The following is a 19,100-nucleotide window of genomic DNA, read 5'->3' as shown; positions in this document are numbered from 1 at the left end:
CTACCCCCGGTCGGTAAAGTTGAGGACCGGGTAGAAGATCGGCTGCTCGGGCAGCCGGGGCGGCCACGCACGCCAGTTCAGCTCCCGAACCAGATCCAGCTCCTTGGGACCGGTGGGGCGCCACAAGGTCGTCGTCGCCTGCCGGCTGGTCATCTGCATCACTCTCTGAACGTAGGCCGCCGGTACGGCAGGCCGGGAGACCGGACCATACCGGCACCGCGAACTCGACAGCTACGCGATTTCCGTGCCCGCGGCATCCGCGGCACCCGGAACTCGACACGACCGGCCTGCGGGCGGACTGGCGTCTGACGGACGGCGGACGGCGGACGGCACGTTCGTCGAAGCCCTGGGCCTCATGGCGCAGGAGGCGTACGCGACGAAGGCCGCGCGCGAGCGGGAACCGGCCCGCCACCACGGCCTGCGTCTCGTCACCCTCACGGCCGAGGACCTGGGCCGCCTCCCGGAGGTCTTCGCCGACCGGCTCCCCGAGGTCTCGGCCGGCCGGGACCGGGAAAAGCCGTTCCGTCGACTTGGAAGAGCCCGTGCGGCGGCGCAGGCCCGTGGACTTGGCCATGGCGCGAAAGGGGTCAGTGCTCCAGATCCGCGCGCATCGCGACGAAGAGTTTCCCCGCGTCGGCGAGGGTGCTGTTCTCGAAGAGCGCGACGGCTGCCGTGCCCTCGTCGGCCCAGCCGCAGATGACGTTGCCGTCCTCGCTGAGCGAGGCGAGCAGACACTCCACCGAGCCGCCGAGCGGTCCCGCCTCCACCGGCTCCGCCTGGGGGTTCCCCAGCTCCGGATCCCACTGGATGTGCTCGAGCATGCCCCGGAACAGGTGCTCACGGCGCTTGTTGGTGTCCTCGGGCACGTGATCGACGCCCTCGAACAGCACCGGTGTGCCCTTCCCGTCGGCGTCGCCGTAGTTGCCGGTGACCAGTTTCATGCCGTCCCGCATCTCGCCCGGGTCGACAGGCACGTCCGTCAGGGCCTTGTCGCCCGTCAGCTTGTCCAGACCGCCCGCCGTGGACGCGTCCACCAAGGTGCGCGGGCCACCGGGTTCCGCGGTGGGCGTCGGCGACACGGACTCGGAGGCGCGTCCGGTCGGGGAGTCGGAGGCGTGCCCGGTCGGGGAGTCGGAGGCCTGCCCGCTCGGAGAAGCGGCGGGCAGGCCCGCCTCCTCCGACTTGCAGCCACCGACCGTCAGGATCGCCAGCGCCACAACGGCCGTCAGGCCCGCTCTCGTCGCGGATGCACGCTTCATGGAATTCCCTGCTGCTCGACTCACGATGTCCATCGCCGCCCCGGGCGGCAACCACGGTCAGTGACGAGCTTTTCCGGCCACACGGTTCCCGCCTTCCCGGACCGTCCTTGCGGGGAGGCCGTCACGCCGGTCGGCCGGATGGGCGGGACGGCCTTCGGACGGCCTGCCGCCGGTGCGCCGGGTGCGCCGGGTGTGCGCAGGCTTGCGCGAACGGGCCGAGCCGTCAGGGGCCGTGAGGAGGAGGCGCGGGTACCGCACCGCCCGAAAGCCCGCCGGGCGTTCCTTGCCGGCGCAGGAAGGAACGGAAGGACTCCGTGTCGACGGGGACGGACGTCGTCACGGTCGCGGAGTCCGTCGTGGCCCGCCCGGAAGGGTTCGTATCCACGGAACTTCAGGCCGCGATCGCCGGCCGTCGTGTCCACCCATCCGACCGTCGGCTCGTCCACGCGCTGCTCATCGACCGGCACATGTTCCACCGACATCCCCCTGTGGCCGAGTTCGAGCCCCTGAAGCACCCTCCCCTGGGTCGGCATGGTGGCCGCACGCACAGCCGCCCCCTGAACTATGGTGTCCCGCCACATGTGCGCCTGAAGTGCCTGTTTCTACGGTGTGCCGACACGTGCCCGTCCCCACCGCACACGAGGAAGTGGCGCACATGGCCTCCGCAGCATCCGCTCCCCCGACACCCGGCAGCCTCAAGCGCATCGTCGCCGCGAGCCTCATCGGCACCACCATCGAATGGTTCAACACCACCGGCACCCCAAAAGCAACGGCATTGGGGCGGATGACCCGGGAGGTGGTGTCACCGGTCTCGAGAGGCGCTGTCGGAGACGCTGACGGGGGGTCCGGCCACCGCCCGCCGAGCGCAAGGCCCGGCATCCCGCGGGCGGCAGGTCTGCGTGACGTGGGGGCGTCCTGATCGTGCTGCTCCTGTGCGCGCCTCTACAGCGAACTCGGACCGGCCATCACCGTCGGCGCCGGCGCCCGGTGGTCCTGCGGCGGTCGTCGCATCCTGGCGGGTGACGCCCCCGGCAAGGTGAGCACGGCCCCGCCGACCGCGGCATTCCCTCATGGTCGGCGTTCACCGCGCGATCCGCTGGTGTGGGCGAAGCGGCCCCCGGTGGTATTCAATGAGGTGTGCGGTCAGGGATCTCGGTGCCCCGACGCATGGGTCCGAGTACAGCCCCGGCGCTGCGCCGGGGATTGCGAGAGAGCCGCATGGACTCCACACCCTCCTCCTCGTCCTCTTCGCCGTTCGACCTGGTCAGCAGCGCCCTGGGGCGCTACGTCCCGCGCGGCGGAGCGGCAGCGGCGGGCGGTCCCGCGAACGCGCAGGGTGACCGCGCCACCCGCCAACGCGTACCCGACAACCCGGCAGCCGACCGTCAGGATCAGATTCTCGGCGTGGTCAACCTGGACAGGGACCTGAGAGTCACCGGCTGCAATCTGGACGCCCCCGTATTCGCGGGTCTGGACGCCGAGGCCGGGAGTCCGTTCGCCGATCTCCTGCCCGCCGGGGACGTACCGACGGTCACACGGCGGTTGCGGCAGGTCCTGGAGATCGGTGAGGCGCACGTCGCCCGGATCCAGCGCCTGCGGCGCGGCGACGGGTCGGAGCTGGTGGTCTCGCTGAGCATCCTGCCCGCCGCGGCGCCTCAGGAGGGCTTGACCGTCTCCGTGATCGCCATGGCCAGGAGGCTGCACCTGTACGCCGCCGAGACCGCGATCGGCACCTCGCTGGACATCGGCGAGACCGCGCAGTCGCTGGCGGAGTCCCTGCTGGCTTGGGGAGACGTGGCCGCCGTCGACCTCGACTTCGCCGTGTGGACGGGCGAGGGAGTCACCGAGCACGCGCAGGGGCGCATCCGGCTACGGCGGGCAGCCCTGGTGCCGGACCGGGCGTGGCCCGAGGGTTACGTGACTCCGGGCGTCGATCTTCCGAGCGACGCGAGTCGCCTGCTGGCACAGGCAGTACGGCGGGACGATGCCCCGCAGCCCATCGTCATACCCGACCGGGAGGCGGTCGAACGGCTGCTCGGCAGTCCCCGAGTGATCCGTGCCCTGGTGCCCGGTGACCGGTCGGCGAGTGTGGCGTGCGTACCGCTGGTCCTGGACGGCGCGCCACCCGTCGTGCTGGGCCTGGCGGAGGTCTGGCGGCGGGCGGACCGCCCCTTCCGCGACAGCGAGTTGTTCGACCTGCAAGAACTGGTGGCCAGGACCTCCCATCACGTCGACCTGGCCCGTCAGCACCAGCGCGAGCACACGCAGGTGCTGGCGTTGCAGCGCCGGCTGCTGCCCCGGACCGGCGGCCACACCATTGAGATCGCCAGCGTCTACCAGCCCGCCACCCCCGACAGCGCGGGCGTCGGCGGCGACTGGGTGAACAGCTTTCCGCTGCCGGACGGCCGTACCGCGCTGGTGGTCGGTGACGTCGTCGGGCACGGCCTGGGAGCCGCGGCAACCATGGGCCAGCTGAGCATGGAGGCCCGCGCGCTGCTGTCCGCGGGGCTGGCACCCGACGAGGTGCTGGAGCACCTGGACGAGACCGTGACGCTGCTGGACGACGCGGAGTCCGGGCTGGCGGCCGGCTACAGCGCCCTCGGCTCCACCTGCTGCATCGCCCTCTACGACCCGGTCAGCCACCACGTGGCGCTCTCCAGCGCGGGCCACCTCCCTCCGGTCCTGGTGCTTCCGAACGGGCACGCAGGCCCGCTCGCGGTCCGCCCCCACCCCGGCCTGGGCGCCGAGTTCGCGCTGCGGGAGCCGTTCGACGTGCACACGTTCGGCGTGCCCCCGGGCTCCCTGCTCGCCCTCTACACCGACGGTCTGGTGGAGGATCCGACCCTGTCGATCGACGAGGGCATCAGCAGGCTGGCGGATGCCGTTTCCACGGTGCACCCCTGGGATGCCCTTCAGCAGGCCGCACGGCACGTCGTCTCCGTGCTGGCGCCCGTGCGCCAGCGCGACGACGTGACCCTGCTGCTCGCGCGCATGATCGGCCACCGCAAGGGGGACACCGCGACCTGGCGGCTACCCGCTCGCGACGACGCGCCCGCCCGTGCCCGCGCGCACGTCTCCACACTGCTGCGGCAATGGCACACCAGGAGCGACACCCGGGACGACGTGACGCTGCTGGTCAGCGAGCTGGTCACGAATGCGGTGCGCTTCGCCGCCGGTCCCATCACGATACGACTGATCAGGGCCGGTGGTCACGGCCTGCTGTGCGAGGTGGGCGACACCGGCAACGGCAGGCCGCGTCTGAGCCGGGGCCGCCTCCTCGACGACGGCGGGCGTGGTCTGCACATCGTGCACCGGCTCACCACCCGGTGGGGGGTGCGGTGGACGGACACCGGCAAGGTGGTCTGGGCGGAAGTCGCAAGATGACGCGGCTGCGGGGCGGGACGCGGCCGGGCGTACGCGAGCGCCGCGAGGGCAGGGGCGGCGCGAGCGTCAGCCGGCGCCACCGACGGTACGGACGGCGCCCTCAGCGGTACCGGTGGCGTGACCGGTGATACGGGCGGCCCGTTCGCCGCTACGGGTGGCGCGGGCTCGCACTACAGCCACTCCCCTTCCAGGGCGGTGGCGGTGAGGCCCGGTGCCGCCGCGTACAGGACGGCGCGACTGCCCGACTTCTGTCCGGCGTCGTGCGCCCGCCTCAGGATGTCGAACACGGCGGCACCTCCGCGGTTGCCACTGGTGTAGCTGTCCCGGCTGTAGTCCAGCAACCCGGACGGCCATGCGTCGGGCATCGTCTGCTCCATGTACTCCAGCACCCGGGTCCCGCCGGGGTGCGCGAGCAGCACGTCGGGGTGCCAGGAGTCGGGGTCGTCCTGGTAACGGACGCGCAGCCACTCCCACATCGCGGTGACCGTCTCCTGTACGGCGCGCGGCCCGCGCCGGTCCATCACGAAGTGGGTGCCGTCCGCCCGTGTTTCCAGGCAGTGCAGGTCTTGGGTGTCGGGCACGGTGTGGTGCCAGGCCGCGTCCAGCCGCAGCACGGACTCGCGCCTCGGGCGGCCCGTGACCACCGCGGCGACCGCGGTGTCCGCGAACAGCAACCGGACGATCAGAGACTCGAGGGTGTCGTCCGCGGGCTGGTAGGTCGTGCTCAGCGCCTCCGCGATCACGACCAGGACCACCCGATCGGGGTCCGCGGCCACGAGATCAGCCGCCAGGGCCAGGGAGCGGGTCCCCGCGACACAGGCCCACTGCGTGGCCGGCAGCAGCATCACGTCGTTGCGGAACGCGAGCTTGTTGGCCAGGGCGATGTCCAGACCGGGCAGCGCCGGGGTGGTGGAGTGACTGGTGATCAGGCAGTCGATGTCCGCGGCGTCCAGCCCGGCGATCTGCAGGGCCCCGCGCGCCGCACGCTCCCCGTAGGACTGCACGGCCTCCCAGGCCGGCGCGGTGCGCTCCTGGACGCTCTGCGGCGCGGGTATCGCCTCGAGGGCGGCGATCACGCGGTCCACGTCCTGCTGGGTGAACCCGTCGCGCGCCAGCGCCTCTTGGGCGGTCCCGATGCCGACAGCCCGCAGGCCGCCTCCGTCGCCGGGCGCGACGGCGGTCTCCAGCGGCAGCATCCACCCGCGGGTCTCGATGCCCGTACTGGCCGCGATGCCGTCGATCCGCGGCGCCCACGCCGCATGCGGGTGCCGGTCGCGCACCTCCGCCACTATCCGGCTGGTCTCCACAGGGTGCTCGCCGTGTATCACGGCAGGAGGGCAGAGGTAAGCGGCCATGATGGGCACCTTTCCAGGGGAGCGAGGAGGAACGTCACGAGGGCTGCGTCATGGGCCGCTTCAGAACTTCGCGCCCATGCCGACGGGCTCCACTTCGGGAGTCGCTGTCCGGGTCGAGCATGGACGCAAAAGGGGCATTTCCGCTGTGACTAAGACAACTCGGGCGACTCTAGGAGGCGTGATACGGCACACACCGCCGAAACAGAGGGGCCCTCAGACCGGTTCCACAGATCTTGCCTGACCCACCGTCAGCCAGGGGGCTTGTCAGGTCCGGGCGCGCACCGCCGACGGCCTGGTGTCGGCGCCCGCCGTGATGGTCCCGCGGAGGCGGCCCTGCCGGAGGCCACCCGTCCGATGACGCGACACGGCATCGAACGACTCCCGGTGGTCGACGAAAAGGACCGGCTCGTCGACATCGTCAGCCGTCGCGACCTGCTCCAGGTCTTCCTGCGCTCCGCCGAGGGGGTCTGGCAGGCCGTGCGACGTGAGGTGTTCGCCGACGCGCTCCGGCTCGGCCCCAGATCTCCGAAGTCGCCGTCCACGACGGTGCGGTCACGCTCACCGGGCAGCTGGGAAGCTGCGCGGCGCCACCGTCGCGGTGGGTCCGACGCGCCCGCCGGACGGTGTCGTCGACGTCGTGGACGACCTCACCTGCCGCTTCGACGACAGGCACACACGGGCCACCGGACCGACCGGGCACGGAATGGCCGACGACCGGCCGCGTGGGTCATGAGCCCACGGACCCCACCCACTGGCGGCCGGCCTTGCGGCCACGGGGGGCAAAGTCCCTCGGCGCGGCCCCCATCAGCGACGTGACCATCACCATGGACCAGGGTCAACCGGCCCTGGCGGGGCGACATGACCGGACGCCGCAGTTGACGGGGACCGACCCGGCGCGTTCCCGGCGCCTGCGAGATCACCCGGGGGTCGGCTCGGACGAGGCACGCGGACTACGTGCCGAACTCGGCCGATGGGTCCACGAGGGCATCCTCCGCAGGATCGCCCGCGGCGTCCACGGGCTTGACGACGAGTGAGAACGTCCGGCCGCCGGCACGACCCCTCTCCGGGGCGTCGACAACCGTGAACTCGCCTTGACTACGCGCCCTTGGAAGTACCCGACGAGTTGCGTGAGCGAGCCGTCCACGAGGTGAGGACCTCAGGCCGCCCCGTCTCGCACGCCGTCCGGGACCTGGGCATCCGCAAGGAAGCCCGGTCGCAATGGGTCCGCCAGGCCGAGGCCGGCCAGGGCGAGCGGCCCGATCCGCCGGCCCTCACAACGCGGCCCCGCTCCAGGCGGCCGTCGTGCAGGCTCCAGGACGAGTTTGCCGACGTTCTCGCCACGGAAGAGCGTCTGTAGCGTCTCGGGGAAGTCGTCCACGCCGCCTCCCACGACGTGTTCCCTGACCTTGATGCGGCCGTCGGCGATCCAGGCGGAGATGTCCTGTGCGGCCTGCGGGTAGCGCTTGGCATGGTCGAAGACGACGAATCCCTCCATCCGGGCGCGGCGCACCAGCAGCGTCAGGTAGTTCGAGGGGCCCTTGACCGGGGTGACGTTGCTGTACTGACCGATCGCACCGCAGGCCACGACGCGCGCGTGCATCGTCGGCCGGGTCAGGGTGGCGTCGAGGGTGTCGCCGCCCACGTTGTCGAAGTGGACGTCGATGCCGTCGGGGGCGTGCCGGTGCAGCGCCTTCCTGACGTCGTCGGCGCGGTAGTCGATCGCCGCGTCGAATCCCAGTTCGTCGGTGAGCAACGCACACTTCTCCGGCCCACCGGCGATGCCCACCACCCGGCAGCCCTCCACGTGATCGCCCGGCTGGAAGTCGGGGTGGTCGGAAGCGGCGACCTCGATGACCGATCCGGCGCGCATCACCTCACCGATGGCCACCGGCGGCAGGCAGGAGGGACGGTCGTCCAGCCGGCCCCGCATCGCCGGGTCCAGGGAGATGACGCGCGTGCGGCCCGCGAACCGGCCCGGTCCCGGTTCCTCGACGGGCCCCGCGCAGTGCTCCCAGCCATCGGGGCGCACCTCGCCCACGGGGCGGGCCGACAGGCGGATCTGGCGGTTGGCCGCGGACATCGCGCCTCCTGTCGTTGCGGCCCCCTCGGCCATACCGACCAGTAGGCGCGTCGGCGACCGTGACATACGCCACAGGCCGCCCCGCCCGGCGGGCACCTATGGTTCGCAGACCGTCAAGCCGTCGACCGACAGCGCCGGCCGGATGTCACGTCGAGCCCAAAACGTGACGCCCCACGGACTGTCCGGCGTACCAACCAGTCGGTATCGTGCGCCGCCACGCCTCCCCCCAGCCCTCCACGGAACCGAGCCGAGCCGAGCCGGAAGGCCACGCGATGACATATCCCCATGACCAGCGGTACCCGCAGCAAGAACGGCCGCAGCCGCGGACCGAGCCGTACGGCCGTGCCCCTCGGTACGAGTCGTACGGGCGGGGTCCGGGGCAGGAGCCCTCCCCGTCCGGATACGACGACGCCGCGTACGACTGGTACGGGCAAGCCGCCCGGCAGGAACCGTACGCGCACGAGACGCATCGGCACAGCGCCGACCTGGCAGCCCTCCGCTCGGCCTACCGCGTGCTCCGCCGGGTCTCCTCGATCACCGCACTCGGCTCCTTCGTGGTGTACGTACTGCTGTCCTGCTACGCACCGGAGCTGATGGCGGCCAGGATCACCGGGGAGCTGAGCCTTGGAATCGCCCTGGGGATCCTTCAGCTCGTCGTCACCTTCGCGGCGGTCTTCTCGTACGAGCGCAGCGCACGACGCTCGGTGGACCCGTTGGCCCGCACCGTCAGGGAGCGGGCGGCCGACCGGCCCGCGGGGGTGGCGAGATGACCGACTTCGACTCCGGGTCGCAGGCCACCGTCCTCGTCCTCTTCACCGCCCTGGTCACCGTCACGCTGCTGATGTGCGTGATGACGGGGCCGGACCGCGACGACCTGACGAACTTCTACACCGGCTACCTTTCGCTCACCCCGTTCAAGAACGGCCTGGCCATCGCGGGCGACTACATCTCCGCGGCCACGGTGCTGAGTACCAGCGGCATCATCGCGCTCGCCGGATACGACGGCTATGTCCTCACGGTCAGCACCGCCTTGTCTCTGGTGCTGCTGATGTTCCTGCTGGCCGAACCTCTGCGCAACGCCGGCAGGTTCACCATGGGCGACGTCCTGGCCCGCACCATGCCCGGGCGGGCCGTGCGAATCGCTTCCTGCGTCGTGACGCTTTCGGCGACCCTGCCCTTTCTGGTCGTCCAGCTCTCCGGGGCCGGGTCGCTGCTCACCTTCATCCTGAACATCCAGCACGGGGCGGGCGCCAGGACGGCGTGCATCGTCATCGTCGGCAGCCTGATGATCATTTACGCGGCGCTCGGCGGTATGCGGGGAACCGCGCTCCTTCAGATGATCAAGATCGTCATCCTGCTCGGCACCAGCGTCGTCGTCGCCGCCCTGGTCCTGAACCGCTTCGGCTGGAACCCCGGAGACCTGCTCAGGGCCGCCCAGCACGGCAGCGGCACGGGCCCGGCCTTCCTTCGACAGGGCCTTCAGCTGGGCACCTCGGCCGGCGACCGGCTGGACTTCGTCGGTCTCCAGATCACCGTGGTCCTCGGCGTGGCCTGCCTGCCCCACATCACCATGCGTCTGTTCTCCGCGCAGGACGTGCCGGCCGTGCGGCGCTCCATGTCGTGGGCCGTCGGCACGGTCACCACCTTCTGCCTGCTCGTGATCATCTTGGGTACGGGCGCGGCAGCCCTGGTGGGATCGCGGTCCATCATTGCGGCCGACCCGCACGGCAGGACGTCGGTGCTCATGCTGTCGCAGGTGCTCGGCGGGGCCCCCGCCTCCGCGGGTGCGACGATTCTCTACTCGGCCGTGGCGGGAATGGTGTTCATCACCCTGCTGTCCTCGGTCGCGGGGATGACCCTGGCCGCGGCCTCGTCGCTCGCCCACGACCTGTTCGCCCATGCGGCGCGGCGGGGACAGGCGGAGCCGCGTACGGAGATGACGGTGGCGGCGTGGACGAGCGTGGCCGTGGGAACCGTGGCCATCGGTCTCGCCACCTTGGTCCAGAGCTGGGACGTCGGCGTGCTGACCACTCTGGCCGTCTGCATCGGGGCATCCGCGGTGGCTCCCGCGCTGACCTACTCCCTGTTCTGGAGAGGATTCACGCGCACCGGTCTGCTCGCCACCCTCTACGGCGGCGCGGCCTGCGCGCTGGTGCTGATGGTCTTCTCCAAGGCCGTCTCGGGCACGCCGTCCGCCGTCTTCCCGACCGCCGACTTCCACTGGTTCCCGATGCAGTCCACCGGACTGGTCTCCATCCCGTTCGGTTACCTGGCGGGCTGGCTGGGCAGCCGTCTGGACCACCGGCGCCGCGCCGCTGACAGCCGGGAGAGCCGACTGCTGTACGAGGAGAGCGAGGAACGTCTGCTCGCCGCAGCCGAATGACCGAGGTGGCGGGGGCGGACCGAGCAGGCGGCCTCGCTCCCGCCGTCGCAGTCCGCCCAGGGCCCCGCGCGGAGCCCCGTGACAGCCGCATGCCTGCACGCGCGCCGATGTGTGAGTCGACGGCGACGGCCTGCGACGGTCAGGAGAGCGTGCCGGCCAGTGGTTGCTCGGTCCACACCGTTTTGCCTTCGCGGGTGTAGCGAGTACCCCAGCGTTCGGCCATCTGGGCCACCAGGAACAGGCCGCGCCCGCCCTCGTCGGTGGTACGGGCGCGGCGCAGGTGTGGTGCGGTGTGGCTGGTGTCGCTGACCTCGCAGACGAGAAACCGTTCACGGATCAGCCGCAGGGTCGCGGGGCCGGTGGCGTACCGGTAGGCATTGGTGACCAGTTCGCTGGCGATCAACTCGGTGCTGAACGCCAAGTGCTCCAGGCCCCATTCGGTCAGCTTGGCCGAGGTCAACGCCCGGGCCCGGGCAGCGCCGGCGGGCTCCAGCGTCAGACTCCAGGAGGCGACATCGTCCGGTGGCAGCACATGGGTGCGGGCGATCAGCAGAGCGACGTCGTCGATGGGGCGCGATGGCACGAGCGAGTCGACCACCGCTTGGCATGTCCGTTCCAGTGCGTCCGTAGGTCGGGAGAGCGCCGCACACAGCTTGGTCAGGCCGACATCGGCATCGATGTGGCGTTCGCCGATGACTCCGTTGGTGTACAGGCACAGCAGGCTTCCCTCGGCCAGCTCGATCTCCCGGGCCTCGAACGGCAGCCCGCCCAGGCCGAGCGGTGGGCCGGCGGGCAGGTCGAGCGGTGCCGCCTGTCCGTCCGGAGCCGTCACCACCGGCGGCGGGTGGCCGGCGCGGGCCACGGAGCAGCGCCGGGATACCGGGTCGTATACGGCGTACAGGCAGGTTGCGCCGACCACCTGCTCTCCCACGGACCGTTCGCCGGCCCTCTCCTGTTCGGCCGCCAGCAGGTTGACCAGGTCGTCCAGGCGGGAGAGGACCTCGTCCGCTTCCAGGTCGAGGCTGGCGAGCGTATGTACGGCGGTACGCAGCCGGCCCATGGTGGCGGCTGCGTGGATGCCGCGGCCCACCACATCGCCGACGACGAGGGCGACCCGGGCCCCGGACAGCGGAATGACGTCGAACCAGTCGCCGCCCAGGCCCGGTGCCGCGCTGGCCGGCAGGTAGCGTAGGGCCACCTCGACGGCCGACTGGTCCGGAACCGTCCGGGGCAGAAGGCTGCTCTGCAAGGTGAACGCGGTCTGCTGCTGCTGGGTGAAGCGCCGGGCGTTGTCGACGGCAACGGCGGCGCGCGAGGCGAGTTCCTGGGCGAGGGTGAGATCGTCCGCCTCGAAGGGATCGGGGCGGAGTGAACGCCACAGGGTCATCACACCCAGCACCAGGCCACGCGCGGCAAGAGGTACCACGATCAGCGAGTGGACGCCCAGGTCCGGAGCGTGGGCCCCCTGGCGGCCTTTCATTGAGAACCAGTCGGGCGGGAGAACCGGTTCCAGGACGGGTCGCCCTTCGGCCAGGCATCTGGCCTGGGGTGTGTCGGGCCCGAACTCCACCGGCTCGCCCTCGGGATGAGGCGGGCCGGGTTGCTGGGCGCCGACGCTACAGGCACCCACTCGTACCACAGGCCCTGCCATGACCTGCGCCAGTTCCTCACCGCGCGTCACCGGCTGAAGCAGGTCCACTGACGCGTGGTCGGCGAGGTGAGGCACCATCACCTCGGCGAGTTCACGGGCGGTCTCTGCCACGTCGAGGGTGGTTCCGATACGGCTGCCGGCCTGGTCGAGGAGCGCGAGCCTACGCTGGGCCCGATGGCGTTCGGTGATGTCCTCGATCATCTCGGCCACACCCAGGATGCGGCCGGAGGGGTCCTCCAACCGGAAGGACGAGACCATCGCGACCCGCTCCTGTGCCGGGTCCCGCTCCAGGCGAACGAACTGCTCCGAGTAGACCAACGGTCTTCCGGTCTCCATCACCTGGCGCACACGGTCCACGGCCTTGCGTGCGTCATCGGCGACGAGGAAACAGCCCGTGGGCAGCCCCCGGAAGTCCTCTGCCGGGACGCCGGTGACGCGTTCGATGGCCCGGTTGACCCGGAGAAGGGTCAGGTCGGGCCCGTGGACGACCATGCCGACCGGGCTCCGGCGGTACAACCCGTCGAGAACCGCGCGGTCTCTTTGCCACTCCAGGAGGTCGGCCGCCAGCGCCCCGGCAAGAATCCACTCATGGACCCGGTCATGGCGTGAGAGCGCATGGGCCCTGAGCCCCATCTCGACGAGTCGCCCGTCGCGGTGCCGCACCTTGAGCACGCCGAACCAGCCGCCGGATCTCCTGCAGTTTGCCGCGGCCTCCGTGACAGTCGGCAGATCACGAGGATCGACAAGGACCTCGAATGCCGGACGTCCGATCACGGCCGCGTCCGAATGGCCGAGCAGTTCCTGGGCCCGCCCGTTCCATCCGACCACGACTCCCCGGTCGTCGAGCACCGCCAGGACGGCGAGGCGCGGGGCGAACGGATCGTCGTAGCTTGCGCTGAGCTCCGTCATCCGCATCTCCACCGCTGGCTGACCCGCTGATACGCCTAAGCCTAGTGAACCCGGTGGGGCCGCGCGCGCGTCGACCGCGGCCGGCGCGGGTTATCACGGCTGGCCCGCCGGTCCGGTGTCAGCGGCCCGCGAACACCGAGCCTGGTGGCTCCTGCGTGTCCGCCGGACAGCGAGCCCCCTCCACGGCCGACGGCCCGGTCCGGCACCGCCGTGCCCGGCAGACGGCAGACCTCGGGTCGTCCGCATACCGGCGGCGGCACGGCTCCGGGCTCCCGTGACGGGGCGGGGGCGGTCCCCAGGCGTCGGGGCATCGACGCCTGGGGACCGCCCCCGCCGGCTCACTTCGCCGTCGGGCCGAACTCCTTGCGTGTGTCGACCGGCTTGCCGAACAGCTGCCACCGCTCGCCCTTGAACCGCATCAGCCGCATCGTCTCCAGCGGGAAGGCATCACCGTGGCCGGTGGACATGGTGACCCCGGGCAGCAGCATGCCCACCTTCACGTCCTTCAGGCTGCGCACCGCGTCCCGCAGTCCTTCCCTGGTCGGGCACTTCATCGCGTCCAGGGCTTGGTGCAGGCTGGAGGCGACGGCCCAGCCATAGGCGTTGAACTGGTTGTCCGGGTCGGCGTCGGGTGCGTATTCGTGCAGCGCGTCCTTGTACGCCTTCATCTCCGGGTCGGCGGCCCACTGCGGGTCGGCGGGGTCCTTGAAGTAGGTGGCCGAGACCACGCCTTGGACGTTCTTGAACCCGACCGGCTCGAGCACGGCGGCGGACGAGGCCACGTTGTTCACGATGTGCAGCGGGTTCCACTTGGTGTTCTTGGCGTCGGCGGCGAGGGCCTGGCTGCCGAACTTGGGGGTGGTGACGTCCAGCAGCACGTCCGCCTTGGAGCGTGCGAGGCTCGCCATCTGTGCCGACACCGAAGGGTCGGTGACCTCGTAGCTCTCCTCTGCGACCACCTTGACGCCGCTGCCCGCGACGGCCTTCTTGAACCCGCCGAGCAGGTCCTTGCCGAAGTCGTCGTTCTGGTAGAGGACCGCGACCTCGGCCTTGGGCCTCGCGTCCTTGAGGTACTTGGCGTACACGCGTGCCTCGGCCACGTAGTTGGGCTGCCAGCCGATGGTCCAGGGGTGCTGGTCGCCCGTGCCCCAGGCGGAGGCGCCCGTCGCGACGAAGGGCTGCGGCACCTTCTGCTTGTTGAGGTAGTCCCACACCGCTGCCGTGGACGGGGTGCCCAGGGTCTGGAACACCGCGAAGACCTTTTCCTGCTCGACGAGTCTGCGGGCCTCCTCGACCGCCTTGGGCGGCTGGTAGCCGTCGTCGCGGACGACGAACTCGACCTTGCGGCCGTCTATGCCGCCCTTGTCGTTGACGTGACTGAAGTAGGCGGCCACGCCCTTGCTGATCGTGCCGTACGCGGAGGCAGGTCCCGACAGCGGGTAGATCCCACCCAGCTTGATGGTCTTGTCGGTGATGCCGGTGGTCTGCTGGCCCTTGCACGCGCCACCGGCGGCGGTGTCCTGGGCGTCCTGGCCTCGCTGGCTGCCGCAGGCGGTCGCGGTGAGCAGGGCGGCGGTCGCGGCCGCGGCCGCCCGCAGAGCGGTCGTCTTGCGCATGTGGTTCATTCCTTTTCCGTGCGGGGCGGTGCGCCCACGGGTTCGGCGTCGACAACTGCGGGGTCCGCAGGAGCGTGGGTCTCGGAGGGTCCGGACAGGGCCTGGTACTCCGGCTCCGCACCGGGCGCGGATTCGGCCTCCGGTGTCCGGTCGCGGGCAGCGGTGGTGCGAGGCGGGCGACGGGCGACCGCGCCCAGGACACGGCCCGGCAGACCGGCCAGTCCCGTCGGGGCCACGAACATCACCGTGATGATCAGCAGGCCGAACACCACTCCCGGTGCCGCCTCGCTGACGTCCTGGGACACGCTCGGCACGTACATCACGAACGCCGCCCCCAGCAGGGGTCCGTACAGCGAGCCGAGACCCCCGACCACCAGGCCGGCCAGCAGGGTGATGGACAGGACGAAGCTGAAGGAGTCGGGCGAGACGAAGCCGATCACCCAGGTGTACAGACACCCCGCGACGCCCGCGAACATCGCGCTCCACGCGAAGGCGAGGGTCTTGTGCAGCGACAGCCGCACGCCCATGACCTCGGCGGCGCTCTCGTTGTCCCGCACGGCCAGCAGTGCCCGGCCGGCCCGGGACCGCAGCAGGTTGCGGGCGAGCAGCAGGGCCACCGCGGTGACGGCGAGGACGACGAAGTACATCCACTGGTCCTCGGCCAACCCGCTCCACGCCGGCGGCTGAAGCTTGTCCACGGTCAGCCCCATGGAGCCGCCCGTCACCGGTTCGAGCCGCTTGAGCAGGGGCGGCAGGAACACCGCGAAGGAGAGGGTGACCAGGGCCAGGTACAGCCCGCGCAGTCGCAGCGCGGGTACTCCGAACCCGAGGCCCAGGAGGAAGCATCCGGCGGCCGCGGCCGGCAGCGTGGCCAGGTGGCCGGTGTCGTACCGGTCGAGCATGACCGCCGCCGTGTAGGCGCCCGCCGCGAAGAACGCGCCGTGCCCGAGCGAGATCTGCCCGCCGAAGCCGGTCAGCAGGTTCAGGCCGGACAGCGCCACGGCGTACAGGAGCACCATGGTCAACTGGAAGACCTGGAAGGGAGCGAAGTAGAACGGTGCGCCGACGGCGACCGCCGCCGCGACGAGGACGGTGAGCGTGGGCCGCAGCCACCGGACCCGGTCGGTGCCGAGTGACGCTGTGGTGGTGCTCATGCGCGCTCCACCGCCGCCCGTCCGAAGAGGCCCTGGGGCCGCACCAGCAGCACCGCCAGAATGATCACCAAGGGGACGCCCACCTTCAGATCGGCGCCGATCACGTCCACGTACGCCCCGGTCAGGGTCTCGGCGACACCCACGAACAGGCCGCCGACGACCGCGCCGACCGGGCTGTCGAAGCCCCCGAGGGTGGCAGCGGCGAACGCGTAGATCAGCACCCCGCCCATCATGTTGGGCTCCAGGAACAGCACCGGGGCGACGAGCACGCCCGACACCGCGCCGACCGTCGCGGCCAGGCCCCAGCCGAACATCAGCACCCGGCCCACCCTGATGCCCGACAGCCGGGCGGAGGCCGGATTGCAGGCGACCGCCCGCATGACCAGACCGATGGAGGTGTGCTGGAACAGCAGGTACAGCAGACCCATCACGACGGCCACCACACCGATGATCCCGAGCGTCGACCAGTCCATACGCACACCGCTCAGGTCGAGTCCGCCGTCGGGAAAGGGCTGCGGGAAGTCCTTCACGGTGAACGACCAGATCAGGCCGGCCAGCGCGTTGACGAAGATGAACAGACCGACCGTGACGATGACCACCGTCAGCTCGGGCGCGCCCTGCACGGGGCGGATGACGATCCGCTCGAGCAGCATGCCGCCGACGAAGGACACCGCGAGGGTGGCCGGCAGTGCCAGCCAGTACGGCATCCCGGACGCCACCAGCTGCCAGGCGACGTACGTCGAGAGCATGGCCAGCTCGCCCTGCGCGAAGTTGACGATCCCCGTGAACCGGTGGATCAGCACCAGGGCCAGCGCCAGGCTGGCGTACACGGCGCCGGAGCCCAGCCCCTCCACCACTTGCTGAAGCAGATCGGTCACGGCGCTCCCCCGGCCTTCCGGGAGAGGACGGAGACCCCGAGGTACACCTCGGCGACCTGTCCGTCCTCGCGGATCCGTGCGGCCGGTCCGGACAGCACCAGGCGGCCGGCCTCCAGTACGTGGGCCCGGTGCGCGATATCCAGCGCGAGCTGGGCGTTCTGCTCGACGACGACCACGGTGGTGCGTTCCTCCTCGTTGACGGCACGGACGATCTCGAACAACTCGCGGGTGACCAGCGGCGCGAGCCCCAGGGACGGCTCGTCCAGGAGCAGCAGCGAGGGCCGCAGCATCAGCGCCCTGCCGACGGCGAGCATCTGCTGCTCACCGCCGCTGAGGCTGCCGGCGGCCTGCCGCGACCGCCGGCGCAGCTTGGGGAAGTAGTCGTAGATCCGTTCCAGGTCGGCCACCACGGCCGCACGCTCGGCGCGGCCCCGCCGCCGTGGGCCGGTGCGCAGGTGGGCGCCGATGCGCAGGTTCTCCTCGACGGTCAGGTCGTTGAAGGTGCCCCGGCCCTCGGGCACATGCGCCACGCCGAGCCTGGCGGCCTGCTCGGGCGAGCGGCCCAGGAGTTCCGTGCCGTTCAGCGTGACCGAGCCGCGGCCGCGGACCATGCCGCTCAGCACCCGCAGCGTCGTGGTCTTGCCCGCGCCGTTGGGTCCGAGGATCGCGCACACCTCGCCGCGGGCGACGGAGAAGTCGAGGCCTTGGAGCACGCGGGCCTGACCGTATCCGGCGTGCAGGTCGGAGACCTTCAGGAAGTCCTGCTCCGCACCCGTCGCGGCCTCGGTGCCGTCGGTGGCGGGCTCGCTCATGCGGCCACCCCCAAGTACGCCTCGACGACCGCCGGGTCGCGCTGGATCTCCTCCGGCGAGCCCTCGGCGATCTTGCGGCCGAAGTCGAGGCAGATCACCTTGTCGCACAGGCCCATCACGAAGGCCATGTGGTGTTCGACCACCACGAGCGTGAGGTCGAACTCCTGGCGCACCGAGCGGACCAGATCCGCGAATTGGTCCACCTCGCCGTGGCTGAGCCCGTTGACGGGTTCGTCGAGCAACAGCAGCCGGGGCCGTACCGCGAGCGCCCGGGCGAGTTCGACGCGTTTGAGCGTGCCGAACGGCAGTCCGGAGGCGGGATGGTCGGCGACGTCCGCCAGACCGAGCCGCCGTAGCAGGTCGTCCGCCTGGTCACGCAGTACCCTCTCCTCCCGCCGGACGCGGGGCAGCCGGAGCGCCGCGGCGAGGTGTCCGGTGCGCCCCCGGCTGTGGGCGCCGACCATGACGTTCTCCCGGACCGTGAGCTGCGGGAACAGGCCCAGGTTCTGGAAGGTGCGGGCGATGCCGCGCCCGGCCACGGCGTGCGGGGGGAGGGCGAGCAGGTCCTCGTCCTCGAACCGCACGTCTCCCCCGTCGGGAGCGCAGCGCCTGGTGAGGCAGTTGAACAAGGTGGTCTTGCCGGCTCCGTTCGGCCCGATGAGCCCTACGGCGGTGCCCGGCTCGACGGTGAAAGCGACACCGTCCAATGCCGTGATCCCGCCGAAGCGCACGGTGATGTCTGCGACCGCGAGCATGAGTGACGCCCCTTCCGACGTGCTGGGGGGTGGGCGAGCGTCACAGTAGGTGGGGGCGTTGCGGGCGCACATTGGGTGTGAGCACCCAACTTCTCGGTGGCCGAACTGTGCGCCGCGCACAGGTGCCGGGAGATGTCTCACGTGGAACCTGTTGACGAAGCACGAGGAGGGCGGCGACGATCGGCCCCATGCCGCGCGGTCCCGCACTGGGCACTCCCCGACTCTCCGAACCGCTCCGCCGGGAGCGGCGGCGGATCCTGCACGCCGTCCACGACCGGGTCGAGGAGGTGGCGGAGACAGCCGTGGAGGTGATGCGCACGGAGATCCCGTCGTACGCACTGCAGGACGAACGGTTCTTCGGCGACGTACGGGAACAGGTGCTCGAGCACTACCGGATGCAGTTGGCGGCGCTGGCCGGCGATCGCGACATGGCCCCCGAGGACCTGGTCTTCAGCCGCGCGGCAGCGATGCGCCGAGCACGTGCCGGGTTCGCCCTGGAGGACTGGATCAGTGCCTTCCGGGTCGGCCGGCAGGTGCTGTGGGACGCGCTGCTGGACTGCGCGGGCACGTCCGCCGAGGCCCAGCAGGCCGCACTGTCCCTCGTCACCCCGCTGATGCGGTACGTCGACTACGCCAGCACCCACGCCGCGCAGGCCTACGTCGAGTACCAGCAGCACGTGGTGGCGGACGCGGACCGGGAGCGCCGCGATCTCCTGGACCAGCTCCTGGCCGGGGTGGCACCGACGCGCGGTCCGCTGATGGCCGCGGCCCAGGCGTACGGCATCGGAGCGCGCTCGCCGATGATGGCGGTCGTGGCGGTGTGCGTCGGCGACACCCGCACCGGCGACCCGACCTCGGCCGAGA

15 protein-coding genes and 1 pseudogene are annotated in these 19,100 nt (G+C 71.2%); 6 read left to right on the top strand and 10 right to left on the bottom strand.

Annotated features, from left to right (window positions below; all coding sequences use genetic code 11):
- A complete protein-coding gene (locus tag CW362_RS43540; RefSeq protein WP_162684317.1) occupies window positions 1–153 on the bottom strand; it encodes a hypothetical protein in 153 nt (50 codons plus the stop codon).
- Between the two features lie 434 nt (window positions 154–587).
- The gene (locus CW362_RS34210) at window positions 588–1,259 is read right to left on the bottom strand and encodes a hypothetical protein (protein WP_103553502.1); all 672 of its coding nucleotides are present in this window, start codon (window positions 1,257–1,259) and stop codon (window positions 588–590) included.
- 1,218 nt (window positions 1,260–2,477) lie between these two features.
- On the opposite strand from CW362_RS34210, the gene CW362_RS34195 reads away from it, so the two are divergent.
- On the top strand, window positions 2,478–4,643 hold the full coding sequence (locus CW362_RS34195; RefSeq protein WP_103553499.1) for an ATP-binding SpoIIE family protein phosphatase: 2,166 nt from the start codon (window positions 2,478–2,480) through the stop codon (window positions 4,641–4,643).
- A 170-nt stretch (window positions 4,644–4,813) separates the two neighbouring features.
- Here the strand turns inward: CW362_RS34195 and CW362_RS34190 are convergent, their stop codons facing one another.
- Window positions 4,814–5,998, bottom strand: coding sequence for a beta-ketoacyl-[acyl-carrier-protein] synthase family protein (locus CW362_RS34190; protein WP_103553498.1), 1,185 nt, complete (start codon window positions 5,996–5,998; stop codon window positions 4,814–4,816).
- Between the two features lie 261 nt (window positions 5,999–6,259).
- On the opposite strand from CW362_RS34190, the gene CW362_RS45750 reads away from it, so the two are divergent.
- On the top strand, window positions 6,260–6,814 hold the full coding sequence (locus tag CW362_RS45750; RefSeq protein ID WP_420856888.1) for a CBS domain-containing protein: 555 nt from the start codon (window positions 6,260–6,262) through the stop codon (window positions 6,812–6,814).
- A 331-nt stretch (window positions 6,815–7,145) separates the two neighbouring features.
- Window positions 7,146–7,355, top strand: a complete 210-nt coding sequence (locus CW362_RS45745) for a transposase (RefSeq protein WP_420856889.1) — start codon at window positions 7,146–7,148, stop codon at window positions 7,353–7,355.
- On the opposite strand, the pseudogene CW362_RS34175 reads toward CW362_RS45745, so the two are convergent.
- Window positions 7,323–8,078 (bottom strand): annotated as a pseudogene (locus CW362_RS34175) (zinc-binding dehydrogenase); the annotation flags it as partial. The gene CW362_RS45745 and the pseudogene CW362_RS34175 overlap by 33 nt on opposite strands.
- Before the next feature lie 272 nt (window positions 8,079–8,350).
- On the opposite strand from CW362_RS34175, the gene CW362_RS34170 reads away from it, so the two are divergent.
- Together CW362_RS34170 and CW362_RS34165 are read left to right on the top strand one after the other, a co-directional pair.
- On the top strand, window positions 8,351–8,848 hold the full coding sequence (locus tag CW362_RS34170) for a DUF485 domain-containing protein (RefSeq protein WP_103553496.1): 498 nt from the start codon (window positions 8,351–8,353) through the stop codon (window positions 8,846–8,848).
- Window positions 8,845–10,461 (top strand): sodium/solute symporter, encoded by a 1,617-nt coding sequence (locus CW362_RS34165; protein ID WP_103553495.1) that lies wholly within the window; start codon window positions 8,845–8,847, stop codon window positions 10,459–10,461. Before CW362_RS34170 ends, CW362_RS34165 begins: the two co-directional genes overlap by 4 nt.
- Window positions 10,462–10,600: 139 nt before the next feature.
- Here the strand turns inward: CW362_RS34165 and CW362_RS34160 are convergent, their stop codons facing one another.
- The 6 genes from CW362_RS34160 to CW362_RS34135 form a co-directional block, all read right to left on the bottom strand.
- Window positions 10,601–13,021 carry an ATP-binding SpoIIE family protein phosphatase gene (locus tag CW362_RS34160; protein ID WP_206301140.1) on the bottom strand — a complete coding sequence of 807 codons (2,421 nt, stop codon included), beginning with the start codon at window positions 13,019–13,021 and terminating at the stop codon, window positions 10,601–10,603.
- 338 nt (window positions 13,022–13,359) lie between these two features.
- Entirely contained in the window at window positions 13,360–14,637 is a 1,278-nt protein-coding gene (locus CW362_RS34155; RefSeq protein WP_103553508.1) for an ABC transporter substrate-binding protein, read from the bottom strand.
- 5 nt (window positions 14,638–14,642) lie between these two features.
- Complete coding sequence (locus tag CW362_RS34150; RefSeq protein ID WP_103553493.1) at window positions 14,643–15,791, bottom strand: branched-chain amino acid ABC transporter permease; 1,149 nt, start codon at window positions 15,789–15,791, stop codon at window positions 14,643–14,645.
- Window positions 15,788–16,669, bottom strand: a complete 882-nt coding sequence (locus CW362_RS34145; RefSeq protein WP_103553492.1) for a branched-chain amino acid ABC transporter permease — start codon at window positions 16,667–16,669, stop codon at window positions 15,788–15,790. Before CW362_RS34145 ends, CW362_RS34150 begins: the two co-directional genes overlap by 4 nt.
- Window positions 16,666–17,481, bottom strand: a complete 816-nt coding sequence (locus CW362_RS34140; protein WP_103553491.1) for an ABC transporter ATP-binding protein — start codon at window positions 17,479–17,481, stop codon at window positions 16,666–16,668. Before CW362_RS34140 ends, CW362_RS34145 begins: the two co-directional genes overlap by 4 nt.
- Complete coding sequence (locus CW362_RS34135; protein ID WP_167455649.1) at window positions 17,478–18,236, bottom strand: ABC transporter ATP-binding protein; 759 nt, start codon at window positions 18,234–18,236, stop codon at window positions 17,478–17,480. The genes CW362_RS34140 and CW362_RS34135 overlap by 4 nt, the downstream gene beginning before the upstream one ends.
- Before the next feature lie 188 nt (window positions 18,237–18,424).
- On the opposite strand from CW362_RS34135, the gene CW362_RS34130 reads away from it, so the two are divergent.
- Window positions 18,425–19,100: RsbRD N-terminal domain-containing protein (locus CW362_RS34130; protein WP_476756085.1), on the top strand; the 676-nt coding region annotated here is incomplete at its 3' end.

The organism is Streptomyces populi (assembly GCF_002911015.1).
Taxonomy (GTDB): Bacteria; Actinomycetota; Actinomycetes; order Streptomycetales; family Streptomycetaceae; genus Streptomyces; species Streptomyces populi.
This window is presented reverse-complemented; position numbering and strand designations above follow the sequence as displayed.